Here is a 19714-nt window from a genome sequence, read left to right as displayed (position 1 = left end):
ATCCGTATATAGAATCGCTCAGATTAAAAATCTGGGCGATTTTTTATATAGAAATAATAAAGTGCTTACTTAAATATGCTGAATTTATACAGGAAGTATATATGCGACTTTTGCATCATATATGATTATTTATGTGAATGATCGGAAATAAATGATACAAATTTAATGAAAACTTAGAGAAAGGTGAAAATTGATTGACTAAAAAAAGTAGTAGTTATATAGTAATATTAATAAATAGTGTGAAATATTTAGTGAGGAGGAAGAAAGATGATTAAAAAAGGGGCGGCAGCGTTTCTGACAGGAATCATTACTACAACCTTGGTTGTGGCGGGACTTACCGGATGCGGCAAGTCAAATATGGGAGCGGAGCATGTCAGATTGATGGTATGGTCACCGGCTGAAGATCAGGCAAAGGAACGCGGCGAATGGCTTCAGACAATGTGCAATAATTTTGCAGAGGAACATCCGGAGTGGAATATTACATTTGTATACGGTGTTGCGGATGAAGCAACTGCAACAGATCAGGTTTCACGGGATCCCGAGGCAAGTGCCGATGTATTTATGTATGCAAATGACCGTATAACGACACTTGTAGAGGCAAAGGCTGTAGCCAAATTTGGCGGAAAGTACAAGGAAATAATTGAGTCTACAAACTCACCGGAACTTTTAAACTCTGTGAAGATAAATGACGGAATTTACGGTATACCTTTTACAACAAATACCTGGTATATGTTTTATGATAAAAGGGTATTCTCAGAAGATGATGTAAAAAGTCTTGACAAAATGCTTGAAAAGGGCAAAGTATCATTTCCGCTTGCCAATTCATGGTATCTTCCGTCATTCTATTTCGGAAACGGATGTACCTTATTCGGAGACGGTACAGATGAGTCTAAGGGAGTGGATTTTGAAGGTCAAAAGGCTGTGGATGTCACAAATTATATAATTGATCTTGTGGCAAATCCAAATTTTAAAGTTGATGCTGACGGCTCAGGAATGGCAGGACTTCGTAACAGAAGTATAAATGCAATATTTACCGGTTCATGGGATGCCAATTCTATCAAAGAGATATTGAAGGATAATATGGGAGTTGCCTCTCTTCCTACTTATAAAATCAACGGACAGGAAAAGCAGATGTATGCATATGCAGGTTCAAAAGCAGTAGGTGTTAATTCACACAGCAAATATATGGAACAGGCGGTTGAGCTTGCAGTATATCTTAGCGGAATGGATGCTCAAAGAGAACATTATAGAATGAGAAATGTTATTCCATGTAATACAAAACTTTTGGAAGAAAAGGATATTGCATCAGATGCTCTTGTCAAGGCACAAAATGACACCTTTAATAATACCTCTATTCTTCAGCCATTCGTACCGGCTATGGTCAATGTATGGGTACCTATTGAAAATATGGGTAAAGGAATTAGAAATAAGAGCGTGACACATGAAAATGCAAAAGAGCAGACAGAAGCGATGAATGCGGCAATGAACAGTAACGGAATAAATTAAGGAGTGTATGGAATGAGCTTATTTAAAAAAAGAGTTAATGAATTCCCAACGCCTTATACATGTGAAAATGCATTAAAAGAGGGCGGATTGGAGACAAAGCTTTCCATGGTTTTGATGGGGCTTGGAAATATAGTACATGGACAGATTATTAAAGGACTTTTATATCTTGCAATAGAAATCGCCTATATAGTATTTATGGCGGTAAACGGAATCAGATTTATTGCAGGTCTTAGGACACTTGGAACTGTGGAGCAGGAAGAGGTATGGGATCAGGCAAAGCAGATCTATCTTTATACAAAGGGAGATCAGTCGGTTCTTATTTTGCTCTATGGTGTGATGGCAATCTTAATTACCGTACTTATGGTGTTTTTTTGCAGAGGAGCTTTAAAAAGTGCATACAAAGCGGAATGTCTTCATAAAGAAGGAAAGCATGTAAATACATTTTCGGAGGATTTAAAATCTCTGTTACATGAAAATCTCTACCGCTTATTTATGGTACCGCCTACAGGATTTGTATTTGTATTTACCATACTTCCACTGGTATTTATGATCTGTATGGCATTCACCAACTACAGCCGTATTGACAACCATCTTGTTTTATTTGACTGGGTGGGACTTGATAATTTTAAAACATTATTTGACTCCGGAAGTATTCTTGGAAGTACTTTCTGGTCTGTTCTCGGATGGACTGTTATCTGGGCATTTTTTGCGACTTTCAGTAATTATATCTTCGGAATGATTTTATCACTTTTGATAAACAGAAAGGGAACAAGGGCAAAGGGATTTTGGAGATTCTGCTTTGTACTTTCATGTGCTGTACCTATGTTCGTATCACTTCTTATTATGCGTACCATGCTTCAGCCTGAGGGAGCGGTAAATGTGCTGCTTAGAAATGTCGGATTGATTGCGGAGGATACAAGCCTTCCGTTCTTTACAAATCCTACATGGGCAAGGGTGACAGTTATTATTATAAATATATGGGTTGGTGTGCCATATACATTACTTCAACTTACAGGCGTACTTCAAAATATTCCACAGGAATTATATGAGGCGGCAAAGGTTGACGGAGCAAATACCGTTCAGACATTTACAAAGATTACTCTGCCGTATATGCTCTATGTTACAACACCTTATCTGATTGTAACCTTTACGGGAAATATAAATAACTTTAATGTTATTTATCTTTTATCGGGAGGAGATCCGGTCACAGATCTTTCTTCAACAGCAGGTAAAACGGATCTTTTGGTAACATGGCTGTATAAGTTGACAATTGACAAGCAGTACTATAATATAGGTGCGGTTATAGGAATTATGACATTTATTGTTTTGGCAGTCGGTGCATTATTCACATATAGAAACAGCAAATCCTATAAAGAAGAAGGAGGATTCTAATTATGGTAGAGAAGAAATTACAATCTGCAAGCCAAAAAAAGATGATTAATAATATAATTGTTCATATAGTACTTGCGATATTGGCTGTAATATGGCTTTTTCCAATCTTTTGGGTAATCATGACAAGTTTTCGCAAGGAGCAGGGGTCCTATATATCAACCTTTATACCGGCAGCATTTACAACCAAAAATTATGAAAGGTTATTTACAGACACAACAATTTTAAATTTTTCTCAGATGTTTGGGAATACATTATTTATTGCAATCTGTTCATGTATTTTATCTACATTCTATGTACTTGCAGTTTCCTACTGCCTGTCAAGAATAAAATTTAAACTTAGAAAACCATATATGAATATGGCAATGGTTCTGGGACTTTTCCCGGGATTTATGTCTATGATCGCTGTATACTTTATTTTAAAGGCTATGGGGCTTACAGAAGGAAGTCTTATTAAGCTGGCTTTGATTTTATGTTATTCCGGAGGTGCGGGACTGGGATTTCAAATTGCAAAGGGTTTTTTCGATACCATACCTCTTGCAATTGATGAGGCGGCACTTCTTGACGGATGTACAAGATGGCAGATATTCAGCAAAATAACACTGCCTCTTAGTAAGCCTATTATTGTATATACGGTTTTGACCTCGTTTATGGCACCTTGGCTTGATTTTATCTTTGCAAAGGTTATATGCAGGGCAAACTCCGACCAGTATACAATTGCTATCGGGCTTTGGAAAATGCTTGAAAAAGAATATATTGACAGCTGGTATACCAGCTTTGCGGCAGGTGCGGTACTTATATCCATTCCGATTGCGATCTTGTTCCTGTTTATGCAAAGATACTATGTAGACGGTGTATCAGGTGCAGTTAAAGGATAAAAATGGAAGACAGACTAAAATTAAAAAATTATTATTCTATAAAAGAGTTTCGTGAAAATTTTATTTATGATGGAAATGATCTCGGTGTAGAATGTAACGAGAAAAAAACATCATTCCGCCTGTGGTCACCGGGGGCGGAATGTGTTCTTTTAAACCTATATAATGCAGGTGACGGCGGTGAAGCATACCGACAGATTCAAATGAAAAAAGAAGATAAGGGTGTTTGGAGCTGGGATAGTGATAAAGAACTTCACGGTGTATACTATGACTATCTGATTACAAGGGATAATAAAGAGATACTTTCAGCAGATCCTTATGCCAGAGGATGTGGTATAAACGGACAGCGCAGTATGGTTGTAAATCTTAGGAAAACAGATCCCAAAGGATGGGAAAATGATCACTCACCTAAGGAATCTGAAGAAAGAATTGTATATGAACTTCACATAAAAGAATTTTCATGGGATAAATCCGGAGGCTTTCCGATGGAATACCGTGGAAAATACAAGGCATTTACCTGCAAGCACACAAGCTTAAATAATGACGGTATACATCCTACAGGTCTTGATTATTTAAAGGAGCTTGGAGTTACACATATTCAAATAATGCCTATGTATCATTTTGGAGATGTGGATGAAGCCGGTGATGATGCGCAGTTTAATTGGGGGTATATTCCTATAAATTATAATATTCCCGAGGGCTCATATTCTACCGATGCAAAAAACGGCGAGGTTCGTATCCGTGAAGCAAAGGAGATGATACAATCAATCCATGAGGCAGGTTTTGGAGTTATTATGGATGTGGTTTACAATCATACCTATTCACTGGATTCATGGTTTCAAAGAACCGCTCCATGGTATTTTTACAGGGTATTTCCGGATGGAAAAATTTCCGACGGTTCGGCTTGCGGAAATGATGTGGCAAGCGAGAGGGAAATGTGTGCAAAATACATTTTGGAATCTGTATTGTACTGGGTAAGAGAGTATCATATTGACGGTTTTCGCTTTGATTTGATGGGGCTTTTGGATGTAGATTTGATGAATAGAATACGAAAAGAGCTGGATTTAATATATGGAAAGGGCAAGATAATTATTTACGGAGAACCTTGGGCGGCAGATAAGACTGCCATAGAGGGCGGAAAAAAACTTGCCGATATAGAAAATATCGGGCTTTTGGATGAAAATATAGGTGCTTTTTGTGACAGTACCCGTGACGGAATAAAGGGCTCGGCACTTATTGCAAAAAAGGCAGGTTTTATAAACGGTGCCAAGGGAAAGGAAGATGCTATGCTTGCAAGTGTTACAGCATGGTGTTTTAACCCTTATAATGCAAAAGGTTTTAAGAATGTCAAAGCACCGTCACAGATTATTACCTATGTTTCGGCACATGATAATCATACTCTATGGGATAAGTTAAAAGAGACTGTACCGGAAGATGAATGTATGCGTTTAAATAAGATGGCTGCCGCAATCTATATGACCTGTCAGGGGACTTTGTTCTTTTTATCGGGAGAGGAGTTTGCCCGTACAAAGAATGGAGAGGATAATACATTTGAGGCTCCGATTTCACTGAATAGACTGGATTGGGAACTGGCATGGGAAAATAAGGAACTGGTCTCTTACTACCGTGGGCTTATAGCACTTAGAAAACAGTTGCCCGGACTTTGTGATAAGTCTAAGGAGAGCTATAAGAATATTACAGATATGTGGAAACAAAAAGATGTAGTAGGTTTTAGTGTAAATAACGGTAAAACCGGTAAATGGAATCTTGTAAAGGTGATTTACAATGCATCCAAAAAAGTCTTTGCAGGAGAGTTTCTTGAGAGCAATATGGAAATTCTATGTGATGAAAATGAGAGCTTTTGTACAGGAAAGATGATAAATGCAGGTGAGCAGGTAAAGGTGGCACCGCAGAGTGTGCTGATACTTGGTCAAAAATAAAGGAGTAGAAAAATGGAATTTGCCGCTGTATACCATAAGACTTCACAGCAGATGTGTTATCCTTTGGATGAGGACCGTCTTGTAATAAATATCAAGACCGGATATGATGTGGAGCGTATTTTTATCCACTATGGAGACCCTTTTGAGGCAGGTATAGCAGGGGGAAAAGAGAAATGGACAGGAAAAAGAGAAGAGATTGTTTATAAAAAACATCTTTCACATCAAATATGGTGGACAACAACAGTTTTTTTGTTTTATAAAAGATGTAAATATTATTTTGAGATTCATACAAAGGATGAGGTTTGGTATTATTTTGAAGACGGTTTTTTAAATAAAGGGCAGTTTAATATGGACGGGCGTATGTTGCAATGTTTTATGATGCCATGGATAAATCCGTCGGATATAAACCGTACACCGTCATGGGTAAATGAAACTATCTGGTATCAGATTTTTCCTGACAGGTTTTGTAACGGAACGCCTGAAAAAAACAGAGGGGATATTACGCCATGGAGGAATCACGGAACAGTGACCAATTATGAAAAATTTGGAGGAAATCTTGAAGGGATTCGTCAGAAATTATCATATTTACAGGAACTTGGTATTACAGGTATTTATCTGAACCCTATTATGGAATCCGATTCAAACCATAAATACGACACCATAGATTACACCAAGATAGATCCTGATTTTGGAGATTTTGCTATAATGAAAGCACTCTGCAAAGAGGCACATGAAAAGGGTATTCGCATTATGGTGGATGCAGTATTTAATCATTGCGGAAGAAAGTTTGCACCATGGGTGGATGTAATGGAGAATGGCAAAAATTCAAAGTATGCGGGCTGGTTTATGGTGGAAAATTGGGAGAAAATCAAAAAAAGAGCGGATACCAGAGACAGAAGATTTTATTCTTTTGCATTTACCGACAGTATGCCGAAACTCAATACAAATAATGATGAAGTGATACGGTATTTTTGCAAGATATGCGAGGACTGGATTTTAGATTTCGATATAGACGGTATACGCTTTGATGTGGGAAATGAAGTATCTCATAGATTTTTAAAAAAGATAAGAGAATATTTAAAAAATATAAAGCCTGATATTTATCTGCTTGGAGAAATCTGGCATGATGCAAGTCAGTGGCTTCAGGGAGATGAATATGATTCGGTTATGAATTATCCGCTGCTTTGTGGAATTCATGATTTTTTCCTTGATAAATCAATGAAAAAAGAAGAATTTGAATATATGATAAATAATTGCTATACCATGTATATGCAGCAGAACAATGATGTACTGTTTAATTTACTGGATTCGCATGATACAGAGAGGCTTATGAATCGCTTTCATGACCTTGATAAGTTCTATCAACAGCTTGCAATTTTATTTACACTTCCCGGTAGTGTATGTATATACTATGGAACAGAGATAGCGATGGAAGGTGCACATGATCCCGACTGCAGAAGATGTATGCCATGGAGTGAGATAGAAAGTAAAGAAAATCAGGAAAAAATAGAGACTATGAGAAGTCTTATCACACTCAGAAAAAAAGAGAAAATGTGTAGAAGTCCGTATTTTCATTTTACCCATAAATATGGAAATAAAAGACTGTTGGAATATGTTAAAATAGATGAAGAGGGAAATAAAATAGAAGTTCTTTTAAATGCATCAGATACGGATGTTAAAATAAATGAGGGAGGAGAGATACTGTTCTCACAAAAGTTTAACGGAAGCATTCTTGGTGTAAACGGAACTTTAATAAGAAAGATTTAAAAAAGGAGTATGCTATGGAAATATCATTAGAGCAAATACTTAGAGAAAAGCTTGGGAAAGAAATTGCAGATGCATCAGACAGAGAGATTTATATTGCACTTTTAAATATCACAAAAGAAAAAATGAAGGATATGGAACATAATTATGGAGAAAGGAAGCTTTATTATATATCGGCAGAATTTCTTATCGGTAAATTATTGTCCAATAATCTGATAAATCTTGGAATGTTTGATGAAGTAAAAGAAATCCTTCAAAGAAACAATCATGATTTAACAAGTATCGAAGAAATTGAGCTTGAGCCTTCACTTGGAAATGGAGGTCTTGGGCGTTTGGCTGCCTGTTTCCTTGATTCCATTGCAACATTGGGATTAAACGGAGACGGTGTAGGATTAAACTATCATGACGGATTATTCCTTCAAAAGTTTGTAGACAATAAGCAGAGTGAAGAAAAAAATCCATGGATTACAGAAAACAGCTGGCTTATAAAGACAGATGTAAGCTTTGAAGTGCCTTTTAGAGATTTTACTTTAAAATCAACTATGTATGATATTGATATTCCGGGATATAATCGCAGTAAATGCAATAAATTACATCTTTTTGACCTTGACAGTGTGGATGAATCTATTATTGAAAACGGAATCAGCTTTAATAAGTATGATATATATAAAAACCTGACACTATTCCTATATCCTGATGACAGTGATGAGGCGGGACATTTATTAAGAATTTATCAGCAATATTTTATGGTAAGCAATGGAGCACAGCTTATTATAAAAGAGGCTGAAGAAAAAGGTATAGATTTACACAGACTTCATGAACATGTATGTGTTCAGATTAATGATACACATCCTACAATGGTTATTCCGGAACTTATTCGTATTTTGACTGAGCAAAAGGGATTTGATATGGACAGCGCTATTGATGTGGTAAGTAAAACCTGTGCTTACACCAATCACACTATTTTAGCCGAAGCCCTGGAAAAATGGCCTGTATACTATCTGGAAAAAGTAGTGCCGCAGTTGGTACCGATTATAAGAGAACTGGATAGAAGAGTGAGGGATAAATTCAGTGATGAAAGAGTCTATATTATAGACAATCAGGAACGCGTACATATGGCTCATATTGATATTCATTACGGATATGCTGTAAACGGAGTAGCTGCCCTTCATACGGAAATATTAAAGGATTCCGAGCTGAAGCCGTTCTATGATATTTATCCTGAAAAATTTAATAATAAGACAAACGGTATTACATTTAGAAGATGGCTTATACATTGCAATCATGAGCTTTCAGATTATTTAAAAGAGCTTATAGGTAAGGAATATATTGAGAATGCAGATAATCTTGTAAAACTGATGGACTATGAAAATGATGAAAAGGTTTTACAAAGATTAAGAGAGATCAAAAAGGATGCAAAATCAGAGTTAAAGAAATATCTGAAACATACACAGAATATAGATATAGATGAAAATTCGATTTTTGATATTCAGATAAAGCGTCTCCATGAATATAAGAGACAGCAGATGAATGCCCTGTATGCTATTTATAAATATAAGGAAATCAAAAAGGGTAATCTGCCAAAAAGACCTCTTACAATGATTTTCGGAGCGAAGGCTGCACCTGCATACACTATTGCAAAGGATATTATACATTTGATTTTATGTCTGCAACAGTTGGTTAACAATGATCCTGATGTAAGCCCTTATATGAAGATCGTTATGGTGGAAAATTATAATGTTACAAAGGCACAAAAGCTTATACCTGCATGTGATATATCGGAGCAGATTTCTCTTGCATCAAAAGAGGCATCGGGAACGGGGAATATGAAGTTTATGCTAAACGGTGCAGTGACTTTGGGAACTGAAGACGGAGCCAATGTAGAGATTCATGAATTGGTTGGAGATGAAAATATTTATATTTTCGGAAAGAAATCGGAGGAAGTAATCAGACTCTATGAAACAGGTGAATATAATGCGGCTGCAATATATGAAAATGATGCTGTTATAGAGGAACTGGTGGACTTTATTATCAGTAAGGAGCTTATACGCATAGGTGATCCTGAAAATCTTGCAAGACTCTATAAGGAAATTGTAGGAAAAGACTGGTTTATGGCGCTTCTTGATATAAAGGATTATATAAGAGTAAAAGAGCAGATGCTTCTTGACTATGAGGATGAGAGAAGCTGGTCAAAAAAGATGCTTGTTAATATAGCCAAAGCAGGTTTCTTCTCATCAGACAGAACCATTGCTGAATATAATAATGATATCTGGCATTTATAGATTTTAAGTATCGGCTTTTTAAATACTTTTTTGTTAAATGTAGATCATTAGAGTTCATGAATTTGTCATGTTTACCGAGTCGATACTTTGTATCGGCTCTTTTTGCAGTTAAATACTTTATCTGCTTGTTATAATTGTTAACTTAGGATAAAATAGAATTATAAGGTAAAATTTTAGGAGATAGTATGTACAAAGATAATGAAATTTGGGTGGCAAGCGATGGTGATGCCAAATTATGTATAAAATCAAAATACGCTAACAGGCATGGACTTATTGCAGGAGCTACGGGAACAGGTAAAACAGTTACATTAAAGGTTATGGCTGAGTCATTTTCTGATGCCGGTGTACCGGTGTTTTTATCAGATATTAAGGGAGATTTATCGGGAATGTGCAGACCCGGTGAAGAAAAAGAGAGTATAGTAAAAAGAGCTTCAGAGCTTAATATGGGTGCAGACTTTTCATTCAAGGCATATCCTACAATTTTTTGGGATATATTCGGGAAAAAAGGGCTGCCGCTTCGAACTACCATATCGGAGTTTGGACCTATGCTGTTGGCAAAGCTTCTTGAGCTGAATCAGATTCAGACCGATATATTAAATATTATATTTAAAATAGCTGATGATGAGGGATTATTATTAATTGACCTTAAAGATCTAAAGAGTATGTTAAATTATGTCAGTGAAAATGCGGCTGATTATAAGGCTGAGTATGGTAATATAGCACCTCAAAGTGTCAATGCAATTATGAGAGGTCTGGTTGCGCTCGGAGATAAGGGAGGAGATGTATTCTTTGGAGAGCCTGCCCTTGATATAAATGACTGGTTTGTGACAAAGGACGGAAAGGGTATGATAAATATCCTGGATGCGACTACAATCATAAATGATCCGAGTATTTATGCAACATTTATGCTTTGGATGCTTGCGGAGCTTTTTGAGATAATGCCTGAGGTGGGAGATCTTGACAAACCTAAGATGGTATTTTTCTTTGATGAGGCACATCTTTTATTTAAGGATACACCTAAGGCACTGCTTCAGAAAATAGAACAGGTTGTAAAACTTATCAGATCAAAGGGAATAGGAGTATATTTTATAACACAGAATCCAAGTGATATTCCGGATGAGGTATTGGCACAGCTTGGAAATAAGGTTCAGCATGCTCTAAGAGCCTATACGCCTGCAGAGCAAAAGGGAATAAAGGCTGCGGCACAAAGCTATAGAATAAATCCTGACTTTGATACTGCACAGGTTATAACAAATCTTGGTATAGGTGAGGCTGTAGTATCATTTATAGCTGATGACGGTGCACCTGCCATGGTAAGAAAAGCCAAGGTTCTTCCTCCACAGTCATATCTTGGAGCGATAGATGATATGATGAGGGCAACGGTTATTTCCATGTCCGATCTTGCAGGTAAATATAAGGATATGATTGACAGAGATTCGGCATATGAATTTTTACAGAGATTGCAAATAGAGATTTCTCAAAAAAGAGAGGAAGAAAAGCAGGCTGCAATAGAGGAAAAAGAAACACAAAAGCAGGCTGAACTGGATAGAAAAGCAGCCGAAAAGCAGGAAAGATTGGCACAAAGAGAAGCAGACAGACAGGCAAGAGAGGCACAAAAAGAGGCGGACAGACAGGCAAGGGAAGCCGAAAGGGAAGAGAAAAAGAAAAAGGATGCTATAAAAAAAGGTGTGGCTTCCGTTGCGGGTACGGCAGCCGGTACTATAGGCAGAGAAATAGGTAAGACTATAGGAAAGACCGGAGGCAAATTCGGAACAAGCCTTGGAGGTAATCTTGGAGCCAGCCTTGGAAGAGGTGTCCTTTCAACATTGTTTAAATTAAAATAATATGAATATACGGGAAGATGTAGAACATAGAGAGGAGTTGACTCTCAGTAAATATGCCGCTTTAAGTAAAAACTCCTTGGGAAGAGACAGGTATGAGGAAGAATGTGATATAAGGACTGTTTATCAAAGGGATAGAGACAGGATACTTCATTCAAAGGCATTTAGGAGATTGAAGCATAAAACTCAGGTTTTTCTTGCTCCTGAAGGTGATCACTACAGAACCAGACTTACTCATACACTTGAGGTGGCACAGATTGCAAGGACTATTGCCAAGGCTTTAAGATTAAATGAGGATTTAGCGGAGGCTATAGCATTGGGACATGATCTTGGGCATACTCCGTTCGGACATTCGGGAGAGGATGTATTAAATGAAGTATGTTCCCACGGTTTTGCTCATTATGAGCAGAGTGTCAGAATAGTCGAATTTATAGAAAAATCCGGCTTGGGGCTCAATCTTACAAAGGAAGTAAGAAACGGTATATTAAATCACAGAACTTCGGGCAATCCTGCAACTTTGGAGGGGCATGTGGTCAGACTTTCAGATAAGATTGCCTATATAAATCATGATATAGATGATTCTATCAGAGCGCATATACTGGAGGAAAAGGATATCCCCGGAGAATACAGTGATATTTTGGGACATTCCGTAAGGGAAAGACTGAATAATCTGGTACATGGTGTGATAGAGGAAAGTATTGATAAGCCTGAGATATCCATGAATAAAGAAAAGTATAAGGCAATGATGGGACTTAGAACATGGCTTTTTAAAAAGGTTTATCATAATGAAGTTCCAAAATCACAGGAGGGCAAGGCAAAAGCGATGGTAAAATCATTATTTGATTATTATATGTGCCATAGCGATAAGCTGCCCGATGAATATATATTTTTTATTAAAGAACTGAATCAGGATAGGGAATTGGTGGTTTGTGACTATATTGCAGGAATGACCGATTTATATGCCATAGAAAAATTTAAAGATTTATTTGTTCCAAAATCCTGGGATGTATATTAAGGAGTAAACGATTGTATTATTCAAATGATATAATAGATGAGGTCAGATCCCGAAATGATATAGTGGATGTTGTTTCAAGCTATGTGAAAATACAAAAAAAAGGTGCAAATTATATGGGGCTTTGCCCATTCCATGCAGAGAAATCTCCTTCATTTTCAGTATCACCCGGTAAACAGCTTTTTCATTGTTTCGGTTGCGGTGTAGGAGGAGATGTAATCACCTTTATCAGGCAATATGAAAACTACTCTTTTAATGAAGCTTTAGCATTGCTCGCAAAGAGAGCAAATATTGAATTGCCGCAGATAAATGACAATGACAGGGCAAAAAGTGATGAAAAAAACATTATACTTGAAATAAATAAGACTGCAGCCAGATATTTTTATGAAAATTTATTTTCAAAAGAAGGGGAAGTCGGACTGAAATATTTTAAGGACAGGGGACTTGATTCAAAAGATATAACACATTTCGGCTTAGGATTTGCAAAAAAAACACCAAATGATCTTTATTATTTTTTAAAAGACTCGGGATACAGTGATGATATATTAAAAAAGAGCGGTCTGATAAATATTGATGAAAAGGGTGTAAGAGACAGATTTTGGAACAGAGTTATGTTTCCTATAATTGATGCCAATTCCAGAGTAATAGGTTTTGGAGGAAGAGTGCTTGGAGACGGATTGCCAAAGTATGTAAACTCACCTGAAACACTTGCATTTGATAAAAGCAGAAATTTATATGGATTAAACTTTGCAAAGAGGACAAGAAGAGATTTCTTTTTAATATGTGAGGGATATATGGATGTTATAGCCTTGCATAATGCAGGCTTTGAAAACTCCGTAGCAAGTCTGGGTACTGCACTTACAGCACTTCATGTAAAGCTGATAGGCAGATATACAAAGAAAGTCATACTGACCTATGACTCGGACAAAGCAGGTATAAATGCCGCCAAGAGAGCAATTCCTCTTTTAAAGGAGGAAAATATCAATGTAAAAGTTTTATCCATGGCTCCATATAAGGATCCGGATGAATTTATAAAAAATCTGGGCAGCGAGGAATTTCAAAAAAGAATTGACAATGCAGATAATGCCTTCCTTTGGGAAATCGAGGTATTAAAAAAGGACTACAATCTTAATGAGCCCGATGAGAGAACAAGCTTTTATAAAGAGGTGGCAAGGATGCTGAGTCTTTTTAGCGAAAAGCTGGAAAGAGAGAATTATACCCATGCCGTAGCAAAAAGATTGATGATTGAATACAATGCACTTTTTGATATGGTAAATTCTTTCGGAAATACCGCAGGATTTATAAAAAAGGATGTAAGTAAAGAAAATAAAAAGACGGATGACGGATATACAAAGGCGCAGGGGCTTTTGCTTACCTGGATGGTGGAGGAAACGGAGCTTTTTGACAGGATAAGTGAGTATATATCACCTGAAAATTTTACAGAGGGCTTTTACAGAGATGTGGCAACAAAGATATTTGAAAAGTTAAAAACCGGGGATATGACATTTTCAAATATCTGTGATGACTATACAGAGGATATGGAAAAGCAGAAATTACTTTCAAAAATACTTAATACAACCTTGGGGACTAACCTTAGTGATGATGAAAAGAAAAAAGCAATCACTGAAAGTATACTTAAAATCAGACAAGCAAGTTTAGACGAGAAGAGCAAAAATGCAAAAGGAATAGAAGAGTTTCAAAAAATTATTGAAGAACAAGCAATTTTGCGAAAACTTCGTGTTGATTTAGGCTAGTGGAGGAAGTATGAGGGGGAAGAACTTAAAAAATGAGTTTGAAAAGATCTTGAAAAAAGATATTGACGGAAAAATAAATTCTTTGAATATCCAAAAATTCTTCTCTGAAAATGATATACCGAAGGAATATATTCCTGAGTTTATTGAGTTTCTTGAAAATAAAGATATCTTAATAGATGAGGATTTTGAAAAAGAACCGACCGATTTTGACACGGATACGGATCCTGAGGATTATATTTTATTAAAAGACGGGGGTTTTGATGATGAATTTAATGAAGAGGATATCAAGGATTTAAGTGATATTGATTTAAATGTTTTGGATGATTTAAATGATTATGTTTCCATTGAAGATCCTATAAAAATGTATCTGAAGGAAATCGGTAAGATACCGCTTTTAAATGTTGATGATGAGATGGATCTTGCAAAAAAAATATCCGATCCTGATGAGAGTATAAGAAAAGAAGCAGCAAAAAGGATGGCGGAATCCAATCTCAGACTTGTGGTCAGCATTGCAAAAAGATATATGGGCAGAGGTATGCAGCTTTTAGATCTTATTCAGGAGGGGAATCTAGGACTTTTGCGTGCTGTTGAGAAGTTTGATTATAAAAAGGGTTTTAAATTTTCAACTTATGCAACATGGTGGATCAGACAGGCAATAACAAGATCAATAGCCGATCAGGCAAGAACCATAAGAATACCGGTACATATGGTTGAGACTATTAACAGACTTATAAAGACTCAAAGAAAACTTGTTCAGATACTTGGAAGAGAACCAAGTCCTGAGGAGGTGGCAAAGGAAATGAATATTTCCGTTCCGAAGGTAAGAGAAATTATGAGTTTTGCACTGGAGCCTGTATCGATGGAAACACCTATAGGTGATGAGGATGATTCGCATTTGGGTGATTTTTTGCAGGATTATAATGCAAAAGTTCCTGTGAATTTTGCTATGGATGTACTCTTACATGACCAGCTTATGGATGTGATAAAATTACTTACCGAAAGGGAGCAAAAAGTTATACTTCTCAGATTCGGACTTGAGGACGGAAAGCCAAGAACCCTTGAGGAAGTGGGAAAGGTATTCGGTATCACAAGAGAAAGAATAAGGCAAATTGAGGCAAAGTCACTTAGAAAGCTTAGAAATCCGTCAAAATCAAAAAGACTGAGAGATTTTTTGGAATAGAGAAAATGAAATTATCAAAAAGATTGCAAACAATAGCGGACTTTGTTAAAAGTGGAAGCATTGTGGCAGATATAGGAACAGATCATGCACATATACCTATTTATCTTATAAAAAATGAGATAATAAAAAAAGCATATGCCTGTGATATAAACAGAGGACCATTAGAAAAGGCAAGAGAAAATATTGAATTTTTCGGTGTAGAAGACAGTATTATTCTAAGGCTTTCTAATGGTCTTGAAAAATTGGGAAATGATGAGGCTGATACAATAATTATAGCAGGTATGGGGGGAGAACTTATCATTGATATTTTAGAAAGAGCTGAAATGTTTTATGATAAAAAGAATACATTTATTTTATCTCCTCATACAAAAGTTGATGAGGTAAGAAGCTTTTTATTAAAAAGAGGTTTTGAGATATTTAAAGAAGATATGTGTATTGATGAAGGTAAGTTTTATACCGTTATGGAGGTAGGATACACAGGATATGAAGTTTATTACAGCTATAGTGAACTTTTATACGGTAAATATCTTATTAAAAATAAAAACCCCATACTATTTGAATTTCTTAAAAAGGAAAAAAATAAATATATAAATATTATTTCAAATACCGGCTTAAATGAAAAAAGAAGAGCTGAATTGGTACAAAGACTGGATATAATCGAGGAGGTAATCAATGAAATGCAATGAAATTTTGGAATATTTAAATAATCTATATCCTCCGGAGCTTGCCATGGACTGGGATAATTCCGGTTTTTTACTTGGGAGGAAAGATGCAGAGGTAAAAAGAATATTGATTGTTCTTGATATTACAAACTCGGTACTTGATTATGCAAAAGAGAAAAAAATAGACTTGATAATATCCCATCATCCTGTAATATTTTCATCCATAAAAAGGATAACAAATGAGACCTTGCTTGGAAATTATATCCTTGAAATATTGGAAAACAATGTATCCGTAATAGCTGTACATACAAATTTTGATATAGCAAACGGAGGTATGGCTGATATAGCAAAAGAAAAACTCTCTTTAACCAATACAAGACCGCTTGAAGTGACTGCTATAAAGGATGGAAAAGAGCTTGGTGTCGGTAAAATAGGTGATTTAAAAAAAGCTCTGTCATTGGATGAGCTTGTATCTTTGATAAAAGAAAAATTCAATTTGGAAAAGGTGGCAGTATTCGGCAGAGAAAATATAAAGGGAAAAATCTCAAGAATTGCTATAAGTCCGGGATCGGGTAAGGGAATGTATAAGCATGCATTGGCTGAGGCGGATGTGCTTATAACAGGAGATATCACACATCATGAAGGTCTGGATGCAAGCAATGAAGGAATTTGTATTATTGATGCCACACATTATGGTTTGGAACATATATTTATAGAGAGAATAGAGGATGATTTAAAAAAGTTTGATGATATAAATATTTTTAAGTTTAAAAATACAAATCCGATGGAGATAGTTTAGGGGATGGTAAAAGTTTTTTTGGTAGAGGATGAAAAGTTTGTCAGAGAAGGTATAAAGAATGAAATAGACTGGAATTCATATGGATTTGATTTTGTAGGGGAAGCTGCCGACGGAGAATTGGCACTTCCTCTAATTGAATTGAAAAGACCGGATATTTTAATTACAGATATAAAAATGCCTTTTATGGACGGGCTTGAGCTTGGAAGAATTGTTAAAGAAAAATTTCCGGATATGGTGATTATATTCTTGAGCGGATATGATGATTTTGATTATGCCCAAAAAGCTATACATATAGGTGCCTGTGAATATCTTTTAAAGCCTATCTCCAAGGAAAAACTTTTATCCGTATTAAAAAAGGTAAAGACAATTATTAAATCCAAATCGGATAATAATATTTCAAATGCCACAATAGAGAATATAGAACTTGATATCAAAAAGTTTGATACTTCAAGTTTTAATAAGGGTAGGCTTAGAGATTTTATTATTACAGGTGAGAGGTCTGATGTTGAGAATTTTGTAGAAGATTATATTGATACAATGGGTGGTCAATTAAAATCTTTGATATTCAGGCAATATGTAATAATGGATGCCTTTATAGAATCTAATAATTTTTTTGATAAGAGCAGCGCTGATAAAGAAGAACTGGGAAATAAATTCGGAAGTATGGAAGCCTTTGATATGGCGGTTACAGATATACATATGATGAAGAATTATTTATTAAATCTGCTGAACTTTATGATAGAAAAAAGAGATCAGCTTACAGGGAGCCACTACAGTTTTATTTTAAATAAGGCAAAGGACTTTGTCGAGAAAAACTATATGAATGCGGATATATCTTTAAATACGGTTGCAGAGTATATAGGCTTAAGTCCGACATATTTCAGTACAATTTTTAAGCAGGAACTGGGAGTTAATTTTATTGACTATCTTACACAGACCAGGATAAATGAAGCCAAAAGACTTTTGAGAGCTACAGATAAAAGAATATCGGATATCGCATTGGAAGTAGGATATAGAGACCAGCATTATTTCAGCTCAGCCTTTAAAAAATATCAAAAAGATACCCCAAAGGCATATAGAGAAAATAAAAATGAAAAATAGTATACAAAATTATGTTATGAAAAGGTTGCTTATAACCTTTATTCCTCCGGCATGTATTATTTTATATTTACTCTTTGTTCTAAAATGGCAAAATGATGAATATACAAATATAGTTAAAAATCTGAGTATTGCTACAGAATTTAATTTTAAATTCAAGGAAAATGTTGACCATAAGATGTATCGTGTGGTTATAGGTGCCGATACGATAGAGAACTTAAATCCCTACGAAGATTTGGAATATGCAAAAAATATATTTGAAAAACTTTTGGAATCCGGTGATTTAAAAGAAGAGATAAGCAGACCTAAGGGACTTATCACTCTTGTAAATATATTAAACAATCAAATAGATAATATTGCAAAGAGTGATATTTACAAGGATTATAATAAAAATATTCTAAGTCTTGAATATGATATCAGGATTACCACAGAGCTTATAGAGGATACGGTAAATGACTATATCTATGAAGAAACAAAAAAGCTTAATACAGTAAGTATTAAAATAAGAAAGCAGATGGCAGTTATCTTTACATTCAGTATTATCAGTATATTATGTATTCTGTATTTTACTATGTATATGTATAATCTTGTATCCGGTCATATTGCAGATCCTATAAAGAAACTTTGTAATTATACAAAGAGGAGTGAAAATGATTTACTGGAAAATAATCTAAAGAGCAATATCTTGGAGATTGATGAGCTTTCTTATAATTTTAATGATAAAATAATAAGAATAAAAGAGCTGATAGAAAATATAAAGATAGAGCAAAAAAACAAGAAAAACACTGAGCTATGGCTTTTACAGGCTCAGATAAATCCCCATTTCCTATATAATACTCTAGATACTGTAGTATGGATGGCAGAGGCGGGAGATTCAAAGAAGGTTGTGGATATGATTACCGCCTTATCAAGCTTTCTTAGAATAGGACTTAATAAAGGGAAAAAGTTTATTCAAATAAGAGAAGAGATAAGGCATATAGAAAGCTATCTTAAAATACAGAAATTCAGATATGATGATATTTTGGAGTACAGTATAGAAATAGAAAACAGCTTATATGATATGAGAATTCTAAAGCTCTTATTACAGCCACTTGTGGAAAATGCTCTATATCATGGTATTAAATATAAAAGAGAGGGTGGCAGTATCCGTATAAGAGGATATGAAAAAGATAATAATATAATTTTAGAGGTAATTGATAATGGAGTGGGAATGGACGAGAATAAGCTGAATAAAATAAAGGCTGTGATAGAAAACACCTCTTTAGAAAACAGCGATATAATAAGAACTAACGGAGACAGTTTCGGACTTTATAATGTAGCTGAAAGGATCAGATTATATTATGGTAATGAATATGGTTTGGATATTGAGAGTAGAGAAAATGTGGGTACAACCGTTACAATTATACTGCCTGCAGAAAATAATATGAACTGATTTATTGCTGATCATATTCGTAAGATATTAAACATAAATCATAAAAAATTATACATATACCTTTATATTGAAAAATAATATAAAATATCCGCAAAAAAATCTATGTTTACATAGATTTTTTTATATTAAAATAGTATTGAAAAGAAAATGTGTTACTGTACACGGGTAAGCTTGTCTTCT

Annotated in this window: 14 protein-coding genes; all 14 read left to right on the top strand. The window is 35.3% G+C overall.

What is annotated here, in order from left to right:
* The first annotated feature begins 267 nt into the window (after positions 1-267).
* The 14 genes from J4O15_RS08115 to J4O15_RS08050 all read left to right on the top strand — a co-directional run bounded on the left by J4O15_RS08115 (position 268) and on the right by J4O15_RS08050 (position 19534).
* Positions 268-1506, top strand: a complete 1239-nt coding sequence (locus J4O15_RS08115; protein WP_208100392.1) for an extracellular solute-binding protein — start codon at positions 268-270, stop codon at positions 1504-1506.
* A 12-nt stretch (positions 1507-1518) separates the two neighbouring features.
* Positions 1519-2898 (top strand): carbohydrate ABC transporter permease, encoded by a 1380-nt coding sequence (locus tag J4O15_RS08110; protein ID WP_208100391.1) that lies wholly within the window; start codon positions 1519-1521, stop codon positions 2896-2898.
* Between the two features lie 2 nt (positions 2899-2900).
* Positions 2901-3773 carry a sugar ABC transporter permease gene (locus tag J4O15_RS08105; RefSeq protein ID WP_208100390.1) on the top strand — a complete coding sequence of 291 codons (873 nt, stop codon included), beginning with the start codon at positions 2901-2903 and terminating at the stop codon, positions 3771-3773.
* Between the two features lie 2 nt (positions 3774-3775).
* Complete coding sequence (gene pulA / locus J4O15_RS08100; RefSeq protein WP_208100389.1) at positions 3776-5710, top strand: type I pullulanase; 1935 nt, start codon at positions 3776-3778, stop codon at positions 5708-5710.
* 12 nt (positions 5711-5722) lie between these two features.
* Positions 5723-7477, top strand: a complete 1755-nt coding sequence (locus J4O15_RS08095) for a glycoside hydrolase family 13 protein (protein WP_208100388.1) — start codon at positions 5723-5725, stop codon at positions 7475-7477.
* A gap of 14 nt (positions 7478-7491) precedes the next feature.
* On the top strand, positions 7492-9756 hold the full coding sequence (locus tag J4O15_RS08090; RefSeq protein WP_208100387.1) for a glycogen/starch/alpha-glucan phosphorylase: 2265 nt from the start codon (positions 7492-7494) through the stop codon (positions 9754-9756).
* A gap of 185 nt (positions 9757-9941) precedes the next feature.
* Positions 9942-11600 (top strand): helicase HerA-like domain-containing protein, encoded by a 1659-nt coding sequence (locus J4O15_RS08085; RefSeq protein ID WP_208100386.1) that lies wholly within the window; start codon positions 9942-9944, stop codon positions 11598-11600.
* Position 11601: 1 nt separating this feature from the next.
* Positions 11602-12612 carry a deoxyguanosinetriphosphate triphosphohydrolase gene (locus J4O15_RS08080; protein WP_208100385.1) on the top strand — a complete coding sequence of 337 codons (1011 nt, stop codon included), beginning with the start codon at positions 11602-11604 and terminating at the stop codon, positions 12610-12612.
* Positions 12613-12623: 11 nt separating this feature from the next.
* Positions 12624-14363 (top strand): DNA primase, encoded by a 1740-nt coding sequence (gene dnaG, locus J4O15_RS08075; protein ID WP_208100384.1) that lies wholly within the window; start codon positions 12624-12626, stop codon positions 14361-14363.
* Positions 14364-14373: 10 nt separating this feature from the next.
* Positions 14374-15543, top strand: a complete 1170-nt coding sequence (gene rpoD / locus J4O15_RS08070) for an RNA polymerase sigma factor RpoD (RefSeq protein ID WP_208100383.1) — start codon at positions 14374-14376, stop codon at positions 15541-15543.
* Between the two features lie 5 nt (positions 15544-15548).
* A complete protein-coding gene (locus J4O15_RS08065) occupies positions 15549-16229 on the top strand; it encodes a tRNA (adenine(22)-N(1))-methyltransferase (RefSeq protein ID WP_208100382.1) in 681 nt (226 codons plus the stop codon).
* The gene (locus J4O15_RS08060) at positions 16216-17004 is read left to right on the top strand and encodes a Nif3-like dinuclear metal center hexameric protein (RefSeq protein ID WP_208100381.1); all 789 of its coding nucleotides are present in this window, start codon (positions 16216-16218) and stop codon (positions 17002-17004) included. Before J4O15_RS08065 ends, J4O15_RS08060 begins: the two co-directional genes overlap by 14 nt.
* A gap of 3 nt (positions 17005-17007) precedes the next feature.
* The gene (locus J4O15_RS08055; RefSeq protein ID WP_208100380.1) at positions 17008-18105 is read left to right on the top strand and encodes a response regulator transcription factor; all 1098 of its coding nucleotides are present in this window, start codon (positions 17008-17010) and stop codon (positions 18103-18105) included.
* Positions 18095-19534, top strand: coding sequence for a sensor histidine kinase (locus tag J4O15_RS08050; protein ID WP_208100379.1), 1440 nt, complete (start codon positions 18095-18097; stop codon positions 19532-19534). Before J4O15_RS08055 ends, J4O15_RS08050 begins: the two co-directional genes overlap by 11 nt.
* Positions 19535-19714 lie beyond the last annotated feature (180 nt).

Source organism: Lachnoanaerobaculum sp. Marseille-Q4761, assembly GCF_017565785.1.
Taxonomy (GTDB): Bacteria; Bacillota; Clostridia; order Lachnospirales; family Lachnospiraceae; genus Lachnoanaerobaculum.
Note: the sequence above shows the minus strand (reverse complement) of the source record. Positions and strands in the feature narration are given on the sequence as shown.